The sequence below is a fragment of the Streptomyces sp. CB03234 genome, from assembly GCF_001905885.1.
Lineage (GTDB): Bacteria > Actinomycetota > Actinomycetes > Streptomycetales > Streptomycetaceae > Streptomyces.
This window is the reverse complement of the sequence record NZ_LIYH01000002.1, coordinates 891,045-905,328: the sequence shown is the minus strand read 5'-3', so window position 1 is coordinate 905,328 and position 14,284 is coordinate 891,045. Positions and strand designations below refer to the sequence as shown.

Genomic DNA, 14,284 nt, shown 5'->3' with positions numbered 1-14,284 from the left:
TCTTTCACGCCAATTCTCCTTCCAAGGCTTCGCGTGCGATTTCGCGGTTGAGTTCGATGTCCCGCCGGATGGTGGCGGCGAGGGCGGACTCACCGGGGGTGTGGCCGTGGCCGGCGTACTGCCAGTCGGCGAGGACGAGGACGGTGTCCGGCTCGTGTTCGTCCAGGCCGAGGGCGGCGCGTTCCTGTGCGGCGCGGAAGTCGGCTCGGGTCTGGCGGAGGGCGCCGAGCGTGGTCGAGTAGCGGCGGGACTTGGACGAGAAGTGCCCGCGGAAGCCGAGCATGTGAGCCCAGGCCCACAGGCGCCGGTCCGGGTACAGCTCATCCAGGTCCCGGCAGGCGGTGATCAGGCGGCGCACGTGGTCGGGGACGCCGTGGCGGTCGAGTTCGGAGAGTTCGCCGATGCGCCGGTCCAGGGTGCCGGTGTTCTCCGCCGCCTTGGTGGCGTACTTGGCCACGTAGGAGGCGACCGCCTGTTCCGTGAGGTCGGAGCCGTCCCCGAACGCCTTGACCGGCCGTACGTCGAGCTGTCGGCCCCACTGGAAGGTGCGGTCGGGTTGGTCGCCGGCAGCGGGAACACTGACGCGGCTGTAGGGGTGTGCGGCGGCGGCGCGGATGGCGTCGGTGAGCAGGTCGGTGGTGGCCCAGGACGGCGGGGCGGAGTCGGCTCCGTCGGGACCGTCGAGGCGGATCACGGCATGGAAGTGGACGGCTCCGCGCTTCTGGAACTCGGCGACCTTGCCGTAGGACAGTCGGCAGGCGTCGGCGAGTTCGCGCTGTGTCAGCCCGGCACGCTTGGCGATCTCACAGCGGAGCCGGTTGATGGTACGCATCCACAGATCACCGGCGTGATTGTTGAAGAGCACGGCGCCGGCGTAGTCGTACGTAGCCGGATCGAGCGCCGCGCCAAGGGCGGTGTCGTCGGCGGGGTGGCGAGTGCCGCAGCGGCAAGCGCCACGGTCGGGCCGGTTGTGGACCGGGCCGAACGAGGGCGCGGTGAAGGTGGCGAACACCCGCGGGTGATCCCGGACGGTGGCGGGGATGTCCTTGTCCGGGTCGCCAGCGAGTCCGGCGCAGATCAGGTGATAGGTGTCACCGGCGTAGGTCCAGGCGCAGGCGGGGCAGCGGGAGGCCCGGCGATTGCCGCAGGCGACACGGAGCCGTCCGCCGGGCTCGTTCTCGGTGCTGTAGCGGTGCAGGGTCTCCCCGGTGACCTTGTCCTTGTGGACGACCCAGCCGCGCAGGTGGATCGGGTCGGCGCAGCCGCCGGTGCACTTGATCTGGTCCTGCCAGCGGTCGAAGCCGGGGAGCCCGGCCACCCGGAAGAGGTCCCCCAGGGTGACCGGGTCCAGGCCCGCGAAGGTCGCGGTGTCAGTCACGCGGCCACCCCCACCACGGCCGAGACGAGGGGCCGAAGTACGGCGGTGGCGAGCAGCGGCGGCACGGCGTTGCCGATCTGCTCGAACTGCCGGGTCTTGCTGCCCTGGAAGGGGTAGCCATGGCGGAAGGCCTGAAGTGCGGCAGCTTCGCCAGTGGTGATGCGGACCGATTCCGGCTGCGACGAGTCGACCCGCTGCCAGGAGACATCGTTGCTGGCACGGCCGAAGAGCAGCGTAGCGGCGGGCTCGTCGATGCGCCGTACGGTGGCGTTGGCCTGGTTGCCGTGGCGCAGGACCCAGGTGCCGCGCCGCTGGGCGTCCAGGAGAGCCTTCCGGGCCTGTGTGGGGAAGGGTTCAGGGCCGCCGCTCTTGCCACCGCCGGCAGTGACGGTGGGAGCCGGGCGGTCGCTGGCGCCCCACCCCAAGGCGTGGGCCATGGTGACCCACGGGGCCAGGGCAGGGCCAAACAAGGTGTCCGGGCCGGGTTTCTGGGCGTGGGTGGGCTCCGGCGGTGCAGCGGCACGGGTCTGGGAAGCGAGCAGAAAGGCCCGGCGGCGGGTCTGCGGGACGCCGTAGTCGGCCGCGTTGAGCACGCCGGTCCAGACGGAGTAGCCGATGCTGCGCAGGATGCTGGCCGTGTGGACGAACAAGGGGGCCACGGCGGGGACCTCTTCCAAGGCGATCCAGTCGGGGTGCAGGTCGAGGGCGTAGCGCAGGGGTTCCACGACGAGCAGGGAGCGCGGATCGGTGCAGGCGGCGCGCAGCGCGGCGCGGGTGTCGTTCCTGCGGGCGAGGTCATCGAGGCACTGGTGGCACAGGTCCCGGTCGACGTTTCCGGCGCGCAGTCCGGCGGCGCTGAAGGTCTGGCAGGGCGGGGAGGCGATCAGTCCCGTGACCTTCCCGCGGAGTGGTGCGGTGGAGTAGTCGGCAACGTCGGCGCGGATCGTGGTGTGTCCGGCGGCGGCGCGGGTGGCGCAGGCGGCGGGGTCGATCTCGATACCGATGTCGCTCAGGCCGAGGGCGCGCAGTCCCTCAGACCAGCCGCCGGGGCCGGCGAAGAGGTCGAGGACGGTCACTCGGATCACCTCCCGGTGCGGACGAGGGCGGCCGGGTGGGTGTGGCCGGTGCCCTCGCAGGTCGGGCAGTCAACGCGGAGGGTGACGCGGGTGCCGTCGAGGTGACGGGTGCCGGTGTCGATGGCGACGGTGGCGAAGCCGTCGCAGTCGCGGCAGATCGGCATGTTCGGGTTGCTCTGAGGCATGATGGGCCGTGCCTTTCTGGTCCGTGGATCGGGAAGGGGAGGCGCCCGGAGCGGCGGAGACTTGGCGGTCGAGGCCGCTCCGGGGGCCGGTCAGCGCCGCTTGGTCTCGGAGGCGAGCAGCGAGCGCACGACGAGGGCGACGACGGCGACCGAGGCGCCGGTGATGGCGACCGCCAGGAGCATGGAGACGAGGACGGTGCCGACGACCAGGACGACGGCGGTACCGCCGCCGACGAGGGCGAGCACGGTGCCGGGGGTGAGATGCACCACCGGGCGGGACGGCGCCGGGGCCGTCGAGACCGGCGGGGCCTGGACGCTGGGAAGGACGGCGGTCGGCTCGACGACGGCGGGCGGGGTGACGTGCCCGGTCGGGGTGGGCATGGCCGGGATCTTCGGGCGGAGCATGTTGGGACTCCCTTCCGGAGGGCTTACTTGATCAGGCCGTTGATGGCCGGGGCCAGGACGCTGTCAGCGAGGAGGAAGCCGCCGAGCAGGAGGACGGCGATGAGCCAGGCCGGCGGGCGGATGAGCTTGACGCCGAGGTAGCCGACGACGAGCAGCGCGAACCAGAGCGGGACCTGCACGTGAGCCTCCTAGCGGACCTTGCAGCGGTGGGTGCGGGCGGCGAGCTGGGCGGCGGACTGGCTGGAGTAGTCGGCGGACCAGCCGCAGTCGTCGGTGGTGCACACGGCGGCGTGCTTGGTCTGGCCGTGGCGGTCGCGGTGGGTGCCGATCTGCACCGGGCCGATCTGCATCACGGAGTGGAAGAAGTCGCGCATGGGCATGGCTGAACTCCTTGTCTGTCAGAAGAGTTGGGCGGCGATGGCGTCGGCCATGGGCGCGGGGACGCCGAGGCGGGCGCGGAGGGTGTCGGTGTCGATCGGGGAGCCGGTACGGGCCTCGTGGTCGGCGGCGACCTTGCGCGCATGAGCGACCAGCGGAGCCGGGACCGCCACCTCGGGAGCAGGAGCAGGTGCGGGGACCGGGTCGGCGGCGGGTAGCGCCGGGGTGTCGTCGGCTGCGGTGACCGGCTCCGGAGCGGACTCCGGTTCGGCGGCGGACTCGGGGGCTGGGTCGGTGGCCAGGGCAGGAGCCGCCGTTACGGGTGCCGGATCGCTGGCCGAGTGGGCGAGCAGGGTGCCGCCGAGGAAGGCGAGCGCAGGCCATCCGGCGATGCCGAAGCGCAGCCAGGCGGGCGGGTGGGCCAGGTCGAGGAAGCCAGCGGTGGCGACGTTGGCGCCGAGCGAGGCGAACAGGGCGATCAGGAACCAGCACCAGGCGAGCCGGGACGGGCCGCTGTTGCGCAGCCGACGCCAGGCGGCGACAAGGAGCAGGTCCACGCTGACCGGGTAGGCCCATGCCTTCCAGCCGGACTGTCCAGCGGCGGCGGCCAGGTCGTGAAGGTGGGCGAAGGACAGGGCGCCGGCGATCACGGCCTGTACGAGGACGGCGTCCGGGCGGATCGAGCGGGTCATGTCGTCACCTCCCTTTGCGGGTTGAGCCAGGGGCGGGGCGGGGATCGAGGTCCAGCCGCCCCACCCCGGCAGGAGTTCAGTCGGTCGAGGCTTCGCCGGATCCCCAGCAGGTCAGGCACAGCCCGGTCTGCCGGTCGTCGGTGGCACGGCCCTTACGGCCGCCGACCCGGACGGTTTCGGTGATCTCGCCGGTGCCCTTGCAGTCGGGGCACGGCTTCGGCCGGGGCTTGCGGCGGGCGGCGGGCTTCTTCGCGGTCGGCACGGTCACCACCCCTCGCCGGGGTACTCGGGGCCCTCGTTCGGGTCGTAGCCGGGCGGGAAGGTGCCGGGCGGCGGCTCGGGCAACGACGCCGCCAGGCACGGGCCCACGGTGTCGATGAAGTCCTGGTCAGCGCCGATCCTGTCGGCGTACAGGGCCAGGTCGCCGAGCATCACCACGGTGCGGTTGAAGTCCTCGCAGTCGGGGCACATGGCGGGCGATCTCCCTTCTTCGGGCATGGCTCGGGTAGGGACCTGACGCGATGCGGTCGCGCCAACCGTGGAGCGGGAGGGATCAGGCAGTAGCCGGGATAAACTCAACGGCCGGGGCGTCAACCGGCGTCGGGATGGCAAGCGCCGGCCGGAAGGGGGCCAGGGCAGGCAGGTCAGGGGCTAAGTCGGCGTACCGGTTGCAGGTGTTCACGGCCTGGCGCAGGGAGGTGTGCGGGGCGCGGATGCGGGCCCAGCCGCCGGTCGAGTCGCCGGTGATGGCGACGCCGGGCATGTCGGTCGGGATCTGGATCGCGGCGAGGACGGCGTCTGGGGCGATGTCGCCGAAGGCCATGTTCGCGCTGGACTCGTCGTTGACGCGGTGGGCGGTCCGGCCGGTGAGCTGGGCGCGGAGCATGGTGATGCCCTTGCCGAGTTCGGAGCCGAAACGCTGACCGCAGATCTCCAGATAGATGCCGGCAGCGCGGCCGAGCTGGGCGAGGCGGGCGAGCGCGGTGATGATCCGGTCCCGGCGCTTCTCTTCCTCCTTGGTGGCGAACAGGGCGAGTTCGGCGACCTCGTCGACCAGGACCACGATGGGCACCGGGCGGAGGTCTTCCGGCAGGTCCCAGATGTCGGCGGCTATCTCCGCGTCCGGCACGTCAGCGGTGATGCGCTGTTCGGCGCGGATGAGCTGGTAGACGTCCTCCATGTGGGACACCAGGGCGTCGAGGAGTTCGGCGGCGGTGTCCTGGTTGTCGGCGAGCGCGGAGAACCGGCGAGCCAGCGGGAACAGCTCCACGCCTTGCTTGCAGTCGATCCCGACCAGGGCGACCCGTTGCGGGGCGAGCGCTGCCACGAGGTTGCGCTGATAGACGGACTTGCCGGACTCCGTGGCCCCGAGCGTCAGCGCGTGCGGGACGGCTCGGTAGTCGCGGTAGTGGACCGCGCCATCTTCCCGAAGGGCGACCGGGACCCGCATCGGACGGGTGTCGACCTTGGCTGGCATCTGCACCCGCTTGAGCACGTCGTAGCCGGTCATCCGCACTTCCACGACGCCGGAACGCAGTTCCCGCGAGGTCACGCCGTACATGGCGAACGAGTGCCGCAGCCGGTCACACGAGGCCGCCACGTCGAAGGCGTCCTGACCGGGACGGAGCTTGAGCCGCAGCACCAGCCCGGTACGGGTCGGCCGCAGACGCAGGATGCGAGGGGCGCGGGGACCGGGGACCGGTCGGTTCGTGGCCCGAGCCAGGGTGAGGCGCCAGCGCGAGGGAGGGACCGTCAGCCCGCAGGCGTCCATGACGGACGCGTACCGGACGAGGACCCGCACCACGGCGAGGGAGACGCCGAAGGTGAGCCAGTACCAGGCGGGGCGCCGCCACCGCAGGAGACCCGCAGCGGCGACGACCAGCACCAGGGCGACGGTCAGCCACGTCATGGCTCAGGCCGCCTTCACGGAGGTGTCGACCAGCGAGGTGACCGCGACCGCGCGGAACGAGATCCCATGCCGCTTCTGGCCGTTGAACTCGTTCTCCCACGGCCGGGCGACCAGGCCCGTAAGAGCAACCGGGGTGCCCATGGCCAGCTCACCGGAGATGCCCGACTCTGGCACAGCCACGCTGATGACCTCGGCGCTGCCGTTCATGATGAACACCACGTCCACGGTCCACAGGGTCTCGCCGCTGTCACGGTCCACGGCCAGCTGACCAGTCTGACGGTTGGCAACCTTCTTCTGCGGGGGCTGAGCGACCATCACGGTCGCGCCGGAGGTCTCGACGGGGATCTGACGCATCGTCTGTCTCCAAATCTCGGAGCGGAACCGCCTTGTCCGGCGGTGAGATCAGGAGACCGCGAAACGCGGTGGACACATCACGGTCCGTATGGACGTTTAGGGACGTCTGAACTATCGTCAAAACGTCCCAGCAACGTCCCAGAGAGGGCACGTCATGGCGAACGAGCGTCTGCGCGCGACGATTTCGGCAAAGGGCGAAACGATCCAGTCAGTTGCTCAGCACGTCGGCGTGGACCCGAAGAGCGTCGAGCGGTGGATCACGACCGGCCGTACGCCGCACCGGGGACACCGCTGGAAGGCAGCGAGCTTCCTGGGCGTCGACGAGGTGTATCTCTGGCCCTCCGTAGAGAAGCAGGCCGAGACTGCCAGCACTTCCGAGCTGATCACGTACTACCCGCACCGGGGCGCGGTTCCCGCGTCGCTATGGTCATCTCTGATCGAGAAGGCAACAGACCAAGTCGGGATCCTCGTCTACGCGGGATTGTTCCTCTTCGACAGCCACCCAGATCTGCCGGACCTGTTGGCGGAGAAGGCGAAGGCCGGCGCCCAGGTGCGCATCCTGCTGGGAGACCCGGACTCAGAAGCCGTCCGACAGCGGGGCGAGGAGGAAGGCATCGGCGGCGATCTAGCGGCACGCGCACGGATCACCCGTCGCTACCTCGAACCGGCGATGACCACGCCAGGTGTTGAGGTTCGACTCCACGACACGATCCTCTACAACTCGGTCTACCGGTTCGACGATGACGTGTTGGTGAACCCGCACGTCATCGGTGCGCCGGCCGGGCAAAACCCGGTCCTGCACTTCCGCTACCTCCCCGGTGCCCGCACATTCCGGCACTACATGCGGAGCTTCGACTACGCATGGGAGCGTGGACGGCCCGCGTAGCCCATCGCTTCCGCACCGAGGCATGCGACGCTGGATGCATGGCACGTGTTGACTACTTCAACGATCCGAACGCCCCGAAGGCGAACAGCATCGTTCCCTCGGTCACGGCGGTGGCCACGAACGATGCTGGTGAAGTCCTCCTGATCCGCAAGACGGACAACGATCTGTGGGCGCTGCCCGGAGGCGGGGTTGATGTTGGAGAGTCCGCGCCCGACGCAGCCGTGCGCGAGACGAAGGAAGAAACCGGGATCGATGTGGAGGTGACCGATCTAGTCGGCATCTACACGAATCCGGCCCACGTCATGGCGTACGACGACGGCGAAGTCCGGCAGCAGTTCTCCATCTGCTTCCGGGCCCGCATCACCGGCGGCGAGGTACGGACGAGCAGCGAAAGCAAGGAAGTGGCGTTCGTCGCTCCGAGCAAGCTGGACGAGCTGAACATCCACCCGTCCATGCGCATGCGGATCGATCACGGCTTGGCAGGCCGACCCGAGCCCTACATCGGCTGATCAGCGAGACGTGCGCGCGTACGGTCCACAGCAGCACCCAGGTACGGCCGAGCTTTGCTGATCGCGGTGTGCACTTCGCTGCCAGGGTCGTAGCGAACCAAGATCTCGTCAATCCGCCGGTCGAAGTCGAAGGACTGCCCCGCGGGACCAGTGGTCATGTCGGCGTAGATCAACGCGTCCAAGACTGGCGAGTCCTCCCGTTCGTACACGGCCAGCTCAGCAGTCAGACCGCGCTGCTCAGCCTCATACACAGCGCCTGAGTGGTGGGCGACCAGCCGCACGAGACGTGAAGGCGCACCGAGTGTTTCCAGGTAGCGCGCACCGTCGAGCGGATGGAAACCCGTGTCCCGCAGTTCCGGCGCGTAACCGATGTCGTGGAGCCATGCTGCAGCAACCAGGAGGTCGCGGTCATCTTCGGCCACGGCCGGCGAAACCTCGCGAGCGCGTTGGGCGACAGCTTGGGTATGCAACCAGCGGTTTCCGAGCGGAGGCAACAGGGCCTCAGCCAGTTCGGCCGCCCCCTGAGGCGTGTCCAAAGCAGATGACATGGAACGCACGGTAGCGGACCAGACGGACAGACGGACAGCCCTGGTCAGACGCTCCGGATCTTGGCGCGGTGGAAGTTTCCCTACATCATCAAGGGCTCGCTTCGCTCGCCGTTGCTTCCGGCCTCCTGAACTGCAAGCAGTCCGGTCACAGATCGGAGGTGCCGCGCACAGCGCGGCGGCGCCGGCCGGTCGCCGGCGCGCCGCCCCTCCTTGCCTTCGTCACCGGGGCCGCGCGCCGGCGCCCGTCCGCGCCCACAAGGGGGCGAAGGTTAGGCCGGGGTAAGGGTGCGACGGCCCAGCCGAGGTCAGAACACCGTCGTGGCTGGGGCGGTCGGCTCCACGGCTTTAGGCAGCCACTTTGGCGCGAGCCTCGAAGATCATGGCCCCAACGTCGTGCTTTACCGGGCAGGTCCACAGACTGCCCGACGCGCCGGAAGCTTACGGGGCCATGATCACTCGCGCCAAAGCAGCTCCAGCCCAAAGCCGCTCCACCGACCTTTGCAGGCTCGACCCACCCGACGCACGCGAAAATAGTTCACCCCTCGTCCGGAAACAAGTCAGCCCAACGATCCAATTCATGTTGGGCGACTTCAATTTCCGACATCCGCTTGTACATACCATCCGGAAAGGAAGAAAGGATCTCAAGAGTGTCGTGACTTGACCAAACGAAGAGGTCCCGCATGAAGGATGAAACGCTTTCGCTGACTTTTACCACACGGCCGTAATCCCTCTCAAGCCGTATGGTGGTCCTCTCATTCGCAAGGAGAGACCTGTGGCCATCGGTGTGAACTACGAGAGCGGCCCGCGGTATTTCCGCGTCGGCGACACTACGGACGAACTGCTCAAGCTCTTCCGGGGTGACCGGCTTTCCGCGCACTTCCACGGCGAGCAGCGGTGACCCGTCCTCGCGAAGTGCGTGGACGTCTCCAGGGAAGTCCCTCGACGGGTCGTTCAGTCTGCGTGAGGCCACTTTGGGGTAAGTCATGTCAAGCGCGGCAGCTACGCAGGCCTGAAGCTTTCGGGGCATGTCGGCGCCCGAAGTCACGAAGCTTTCTGTCTGAGCGATCAGGCTCGCTTCGACGATTGCACTTCCGCTCACAACTCGCCGCTTCTTGCGGGCCGCTTCGATGCAAACCGTCAAGACGGCAGCTAGGGCGGATTGGGCCTGCTGACGCGTGTAGCCCTCGGCGTCCACCATCTGCAAGGCAGATTGCAGATGCTCAAAATACGGCCGTGCACTTCGCTGGATGCGTTCAATCTCCGAGTAGTGGTCGTAACGGAAGAACGGCTGATTATTCAGCGGCTCCCGCCCGGTGGCCTTGAGATCGAAGCCGAGTTCCACTGACAGGGGCACCAGAACACCATGCGCCAAGGTCCGGTGGGAGTACGAACGATCGCTGTACTCCTCCTTGATCGACAGCGGATCGACAGCCTCGTTACATGCTCTCGCGAGCAGGGCGACACACAAGGCCGGCGTGTAGGTCCGAGGAGCCTTCTCCTCGCGCAAGCTCCGCGCAAGATAGATCCAGTACTCCGGGAGGTCGCTCGCCTCCACGGCCTCTGTGAATGCCGTCCGCAAAGCATATGCGGCCGTTTTCTTATCGATTCGAATCCCCATTTTACCCCACCCCTGGGAGATGCTAGATCAGTGAAAGCTGCTCATTGCAGGCTTGCCCTGTCTCATCGAGCATGGGTTGCACATAACCCATCTGCTCCATGAGGGCACGGACAACGACCTTCCCCAACTCTACTGGTACGGCATTGCCGATCTGCCTTTGCACTTCACGTCGCCCTCCTGCGAATTGGAACTCGTCAGGGAAGGTCATGATGCGCTTCATCTCAGGCACAGTGAATCGGCGAGCGCGAGCTTCACCCTTTCCATTTTGGACGTTTTCCCAATGGAAGGGACCCACCCAGGGACCTGGCTGCGCTTGAAGTGTCGTAGAAGGCCGGTCGGGTTCTGCACGCAGAAGAAATGTCCAGTATCGGCTCCGCCACTTGAAGACGTTGCGCCCTTCATAGCGGTCAGTGTGCCACAGGTAATTCTGCCCAGGGGGTACTTCTGCGGCCAGGTCAGCATATGTACCCTCAACGATATCGCTCAGGTCAATTGGTTCTTTTGGTAGCCCCTGAAAGGCCTGCCTTAGCCCCACGAACGGAATCTTCGAATGGTCGATTACGCGATCACGTTCTGATTCACCTGAGTGCGTAGATTGAGGGAAGTGAAATGTTTTCCCATCCCTGCGCCCTACGACGAAAACCCTGCGGCGGAGTTGAGGAACGCCATACTCCGCAGCAAGGAGGATTTTGTACGAGGGATTGTAGCCTGCATCCCTCAATCCCTCGATAAGGCGATCGAACTGGGCTTTGTGTGTCTTGTAAGTGAGCCCCTGAACGTTTTCTAGGATGAAAGCTTCAGGCTTACTCTCGCGAACCACACGGACATATTCATCGAGCAGAGAGGCGTTCGGGTCAGCACTGTTCCGCTTCTCTTCGATCCAAAAGCCAGACTTACTAAACGGTGTACATGGGGGTCCGCCGATCAGCAGGGTGGCATCACCCCGTTTCAGCCCGCCTGCTTCCAAAATCTGCTCAGTCGGCGTGGTCTGGATGTCCCCGCACAACGTTTTGGTGTGCGGAAAGTTCTGGGCGAGTGTTTGCAGAGCTGTCTCGTCATAGTCCGTTGCGACGGCAACACGAAGTGGTGATCCGCTGCCGTCATGGCTCAGTGGTGGCTCGGCACAACGCTCAACAGCGCAGTCCAAGCCACCCGCGCCGGAGAAGAGACTGATCACAGGCAACTCGCGATTCACCGCGCCACAGTAGCGCAACCCTGTGGCCCGTCCCGAAGCTACGCAGGTCCTCGGGATGCGTCAGCCAAGGCGTGGTCCGGGTCATGAGAGGCGACCCGTCAACACCTAGTGACTGGCATCACCGTCCAACCAAACGGCAATGAACGATTGCGGCCAGAAGTGGCCGGCACGACAGCAGCACAGGACAGCCAACAGCCGCACGAGGGGCTACCCGCATCTACACTTGATCAACCGGCCGTGAGGCCACCATCAACCACGGTCCTAGCGGTGCCAGCCAGCACTACACGACGCCGTGCGGACTACACAGAGGCGCAGCATGCGCCGGGGCTGCCACGTGCGGAGACGCGAACCGCGTCAGCAGACGGCATGCCCTGAACGAGCGACGGTTACTTAAAGTAGCCAAGATGAGACGTGCGGTCGTATTGCGATCTACTCCCCGACGCGTTAAGTTCTACTCACTCCTCCCCGTCGTCTGGGCCTAGCCCGCACTGGCGGGGATTATTCGTTCCGGGGGGTCCTTGAGCGACAGAGTCGTCGTCTTCTACGACTATCAGAACACCTACATGCAGGCCCGTCGGCTCTACCACCAGGGCTGGGAAGACTGGAGCATGGGCCAGTTCGACCCCGTAGCCCTCGCCCGGCACCTTGCAGCCGACAGCCCCTATGACCGCCATCTTCATCAGGTGCGTATCTATCGTGGCCAACCCGACGCGAGCAAGCAGCCCGGCTCCTACGGCGCCTCACGACGGCAGCACTCCCAGTGGGAGAGCGACCCCCTCGTTCAACTTGTCACCCGGCCCCTGCGCTACCCACCTGCGTGGCCCAAGGAGCGACCCCAGGAAAAGGGCATCGACGTCCAGCTCACTCTGGACTTTGCCGTCATGGCCACTCGCGGCGAGTACGACGTTGGGATCATGGTGTCTACCGACACCGATCTGAAACCCGCACTCGAATACGTGGCAGAGCTGACAACCTCCCGGGGTAGGCCACGAGCAGAAGTGGCACCCTGGTCCGTCAACGGCCAGCACTGCCGACGGCTCGCCATCAGCCACAGAAACCTCTACTGCCACTGGATAGGCGAAGACGTCTACAAGAGGGTCCAAGACAAGACTGACTACACCCGCAGTACCTGAAGAGGCGAAAGGTCTCTTTGGGCCAGCCAACGCTCCTGTGCTCAGAGGTCAGGTCAAATCCCACGACAGACACCGCACCGGCAACGGGCCGCGGACCATCTGTGGACTAGTTCCGTTCAGCCCGCTGCAAACGGCGCTCTGATCTGCGGAGATCTGTGGGCGAGCAACGGCCTCCGGAGCCGTGTGCGCAGGTTCGAATCCTGCCAGGGGCACAGAAGCCGGAACAGCGTGATCATCCCGCTGACCAGCACATGTGCCAGACATCGAGAGCCGGATCCAGTCCCACTGGGTCCGGCTCTTTGTCGTTGTCGTTCGCGGCCCTCGGGAGCCGCCCCCGGGAGCTGAACGAGGTCCTCCGTTGTGAACGGGGTACGACGGCCGTCGACCGGCGGGACGCATGTGGCGCGCTCAGCCCATGTGCGCTTGAGTGTCCACGCCAACTCGGCGATGAGCGCAAGGGGTTGACGTTGAAGGGACGGCGACAAGCCCCCCGTCACGCTGACGCCGGACATGGTCCGCACCGCCCTCCTCAGCAAGGCGAGCGCCCCCAAGGGCTTCGACAGCTCCGAGTACGACGGTGAGGTCGCCTTCGGCATCCTGGCCTTCCAGAGCCCGGGAGACGCCAGAGCCACGTACAAGGCCCTGGTCACCGAGGAGCGCGGCAAGGCCGAGAAGGACGGCAAGAAGGGTGAAGCCTTCGTGGAGAAGCCGAACTACAACGACCTCGCGAAGCTCCGGATCGACCGGCTGAAGAAGACCGCCCAGGGCACGAACCCCGACGTGTGAGCCGCCCGGCCTCCCGAGCTCCGGCTCCGCGCGACCGCCGGGCCGGGGCGGAGGCCGGGCGCACCTGAGGAGGAACGGCGGGTACCTGGCTGCGCTCCCTGTCCGGGTGGCGGCGGGCCCGGGCGGGGAATTGGACGGTCACTGAACTATTTAACGCTGGACGTCTTGACGCACCGTCACTCCGGCCACATATTACGTGCCAGTACGACTGACCAGTAACTGCGCGCAGTGCACCTCGCACCATCGACGGCGGGCGGACGGGACCGCCTGCCGCCGCTCTCGTGTGCCTTCTGGCCCTCCCCGGCGGCAGAAGGCTTCCGCCCCTTCTCCGAGCCCGAGAGGCGCCGTCATGCGATCAGTTCCGTCGAGCCGCCGTACCCGCACCCTTCTCGCCGCCGCCACCGCCACCCTCGCCCTCACGGCGGGGCTGGGCGCGAGCCCCGCCATGGCCGCGGACACACCGGTCAACCGCTATGTGGCCCTGGGCGATTCGTACGCCTCCGGAGCCGGTGTTCCGGACCAGGTCGACTCCGCCTGCACCCGCTCCAACCGCAACTACCCCACTCTGGTCAACGCCGCGCTCGCGCCCACCGCCCACAAGGACGTCACGTGCGGAGGAGCCACCACCGTGCACATGACGTCCGCTCAGAACAGCTCGGCCCCGCCGCAGTTCGACGCGCTGAGCGCCGACACCTACCTGGTCACCCTCACCATCGGCGGCAACGACATCGGCTTCGCCGGGATCATCACCCGCTGCGTGACCCTGGGCCTGTTCAACCTCGCCGGCTCCCCGTGCAAGAACAGCTACACCTGGACCGGCACCGACCGGCTCGCCGCCACCATCAACGCCACGGCGCCCAAGATCGCCGCCACCATCGACGGGATCCGCGAACGCGCCCCGCACGCACGGGTCCTGGTCACCGGATACCCCGCGATCCTCCCCGACGACGGCACCAACTGCCCCTCCGTGGTCTCGATAGCCAAGGGCGACGCCCCCTGGCTGAGAGACACCCACAAGCGCCTCAACACCATGATCGCCGCTCAGGCCGCCGCGAACGGCGCCGTGTACGTGGACACCTACACCGCCTCCATCGGGCATGACGCCTGCAAGCCGGCCGCGACCCGGTGGATGGAGCCCCTCGCCACCAACGCCGCCGCGCCGTTCCACCCCAACGCGGCCGGTGAGGCGGCGATGGCCGACGCGGTCCTGGCCGCCGCCCGCTGACCGGCTC

Annotated in this window: 19 protein-coding genes and 1 tRNA gene; 6 read left to right on the top strand and 14 right to left on the bottom strand. The window is 67.2% G+C overall.

From position 1 onward, the window contains the following. Window positions 1-4: 4 nt before the first annotated feature. The 11 genes from repSA to AMK26_RS11050 form a co-directional block, all read right to left on the bottom strand. The gene (gene repSA, locus AMK26_RS11095; protein WP_073754344.1) at window positions 5-1,378 is read right to left on the bottom strand and encodes a replication initiator protein RepSA; all 1,374 of its coding nucleotides are present in this window, start codon (window positions 1,376-1,378) and stop codon (window positions 5-7) included. Continuing rightward, entirely contained in the window at window positions 1,375-2,454 is a 1,080-nt protein-coding gene (locus tag AMK26_RS11090; RefSeq protein WP_073754343.1) for a DNA cytosine methyltransferase, read from the bottom strand. The genes repSA and AMK26_RS11090 overlap by 4 nt, the downstream gene beginning before the upstream one ends. Before the next feature lie 5 nt (window positions 2,455-2,459). Continuing rightward, the gene (locus AMK26_RS11085) at window positions 2,460-2,639 is read right to left on the bottom strand and encodes a hypothetical protein (protein ID WP_073754342.1); all 180 of its coding nucleotides are present in this window, start codon (window positions 2,637-2,639) and stop codon (window positions 2,460-2,462) included. A gap of 90 nt (window positions 2,640-2,729) precedes the next feature. Then, window positions 2,730-3,044: a SpdD-like protein gene (locus AMK26_RS11080; RefSeq protein WP_073754341.1), complete on the bottom strand. Its 315-nt coding sequence runs from the start codon at window positions 3,042-3,044 to the stop codon at window positions 2,730-2,732. A gap of 23 nt (window positions 3,045-3,067) precedes the next feature. Continuing rightward, a complete protein-coding gene (locus AMK26_RS36100) occupies window positions 3,068-3,223 on the bottom strand; it encodes a hypothetical protein (RefSeq protein WP_103838579.1) in 156 nt (51 codons plus the stop codon). Window positions 3,224-3,232: 9 nt separating this feature from the next. After that, entirely contained in the window at window positions 3,233-3,424 is a 192-nt protein-coding gene (locus tag AMK26_RS11075; RefSeq protein ID WP_073754340.1) for a mobile element transfer protein, read from the bottom strand. Window positions 3,425-3,442: 18 nt separating this feature from the next. After that, window positions 3,443-4,114, bottom strand: coding sequence for a DUF2637 domain-containing protein (locus tag AMK26_RS11070; protein ID WP_073754339.1), 672 nt, complete (start codon window positions 4,112-4,114; stop codon window positions 3,443-3,445). Window positions 4,115-4,190: 76 nt separating this feature from the next. Continuing rightward, window positions 4,191-4,376 carry a hypothetical protein gene (locus tag AMK26_RS11065; RefSeq protein WP_073754777.1) on the bottom strand — a complete coding sequence of 62 codons (186 nt, stop codon included), beginning with the start codon at window positions 4,374-4,376 and terminating at the stop codon, window positions 4,191-4,193. A gap of 2 nt (window positions 4,377-4,378) precedes the next feature. Further along, entirely contained in the window at window positions 4,379-4,585 is a 207-nt protein-coding gene (locus tag AMK26_RS11060; protein ID WP_073754338.1) for a hypothetical protein, read from the bottom strand. Between the two features lie 82 nt (window positions 4,586-4,667). Then, entirely contained in the window at window positions 4,668-6,023 is a 1,356-nt protein-coding gene (locus AMK26_RS11055; protein WP_073754337.1) for an FtsK/SpoIIIE domain-containing protein, read from the bottom strand. A 3-nt stretch (window positions 6,024-6,026) separates the two neighbouring features. Further along, a complete protein-coding gene (locus tag AMK26_RS11050; RefSeq protein ID WP_030170301.1) occupies window positions 6,027-6,377 on the bottom strand; it encodes an SCO3933 family regulatory protein in 351 nt (116 codons plus the stop codon). A gap of 154 nt (window positions 6,378-6,531) precedes the next feature. Between AMK26_RS11050 and AMK26_RS11045 the strand changes: the two genes are divergently transcribed. Then, complete coding sequence (locus AMK26_RS11045) at window positions 6,532-7,263, top strand: XRE family transcriptional regulator (protein ID WP_073754336.1); 732 nt, start codon at window positions 6,532-6,534, stop codon at window positions 7,261-7,263. Window positions 7,264-7,301: 38 nt separating this feature from the next. Beyond that, window positions 7,302-7,772 carry an NUDIX hydrolase gene (locus AMK26_RS11040; protein WP_073754335.1) on the top strand — a complete coding sequence of 157 codons (471 nt, stop codon included), beginning with the start codon at window positions 7,302-7,304 and terminating at the stop codon, window positions 7,770-7,772. Here the strand turns inward: AMK26_RS11040 and AMK26_RS11035 are convergent. The 3 genes from AMK26_RS11035 to AMK26_RS11025 form a co-directional block, all read right to left on the bottom strand. Continuing rightward, a complete protein-coding gene (locus tag AMK26_RS11035; RefSeq protein ID WP_073754334.1) occupies window positions 7,760-8,320 on the bottom strand; it encodes an HD domain-containing protein in 561 nt (186 codons plus the stop codon). The genes AMK26_RS11040 and AMK26_RS11035 overlap by 13 nt on opposite strands. A gap of 535 nt (window positions 8,321-8,855) precedes the next feature. Then, window positions 8,856-9,938 (bottom strand): restriction endonuclease, SacI family, encoded by a 1,083-nt coding sequence (locus AMK26_RS11030; protein ID WP_073754333.1) that lies wholly within the window; start codon window positions 9,936-9,938, stop codon window positions 8,856-8,858. A gap of 22 nt (window positions 9,939-9,960) precedes the next feature. After that, window positions 9,961-11,133: a DNA cytosine methyltransferase gene (locus AMK26_RS11025; RefSeq protein WP_107420915.1), complete on the bottom strand. Its 1,173-nt coding sequence runs from the start codon at window positions 11,131-11,133 to the stop codon at window positions 9,961-9,963. 518 nt (window positions 11,134-11,651) lie between these two features. On the opposite strand from AMK26_RS11025, the gene AMK26_RS11020 reads away from it, so the two are divergent. The 4 genes from AMK26_RS11020 (at window position 11,652) to AMK26_RS11010 (ending at window position 14,277) form a co-directional block, all read left to right on the top strand. Further along, complete coding sequence (locus tag AMK26_RS11020) at window positions 11,652-12,266, top strand: NYN domain-containing protein (RefSeq protein WP_073754331.1); 615 nt, start codon at window positions 11,652-11,654, stop codon at window positions 12,264-12,266. A gap of 149 nt (window positions 12,267-12,415) precedes the next feature. Continuing rightward, window positions 12,416-12,475, top strand: a tRNA-Arg gene (locus tag AMK26_RS36935). Window positions 12,476-12,776: 301 nt separating this feature from the next. Beyond that, window positions 12,777-13,052, top strand: a complete 276-nt coding sequence (locus tag AMK26_RS11015) for a hypothetical protein (protein WP_073754330.1) — start codon at window positions 12,777-12,779, stop codon at window positions 13,050-13,052. 349 nt (window positions 13,053-13,401) lie between these two features. Beyond that, the gene (locus AMK26_RS11010) at window positions 13,402-14,277 is read left to right on the top strand and encodes an SGNH/GDSL hydrolase family protein (RefSeq protein WP_073754329.1); all 876 of its coding nucleotides are present in this window, start codon (window positions 13,402-13,404) and stop codon (window positions 14,275-14,277) included. Window positions 14,278-14,284: the final 7 nt, after the last annotated feature.